Here is a 229-nt window from a genome sequence, read left to right as displayed (position 1 = left end):
GTTTCTACTTTTTCTTTTTTAGGAGGAAGTTTATCAAGTTTTTTTATTTGGTACATTTTGTCTTATATTTTTTTAATACGTACCAAAAATACAAAATAAAGTACATATATTGTAATTGTGGGACTTTTTGTCGCATTAAGCCCAACGTTTTTGTATATTATTTGTTGCGTATTTCGAGCAACTAATTTAGTAAATAAAAACTATTTTTAAATAACTCAGAAGTTATAAT

The sequence above is a fragment of the Tenacibaculum piscium genome (genome assembly GCF_021390715.1).
Lineage (GTDB): Bacteria > Bacteroidota > Bacteroidia > Flavobacteriales > Flavobacteriaceae > Polaribacter > Polaribacter piscius.
Note: the sequence above shows the minus strand (reverse complement) of the source record.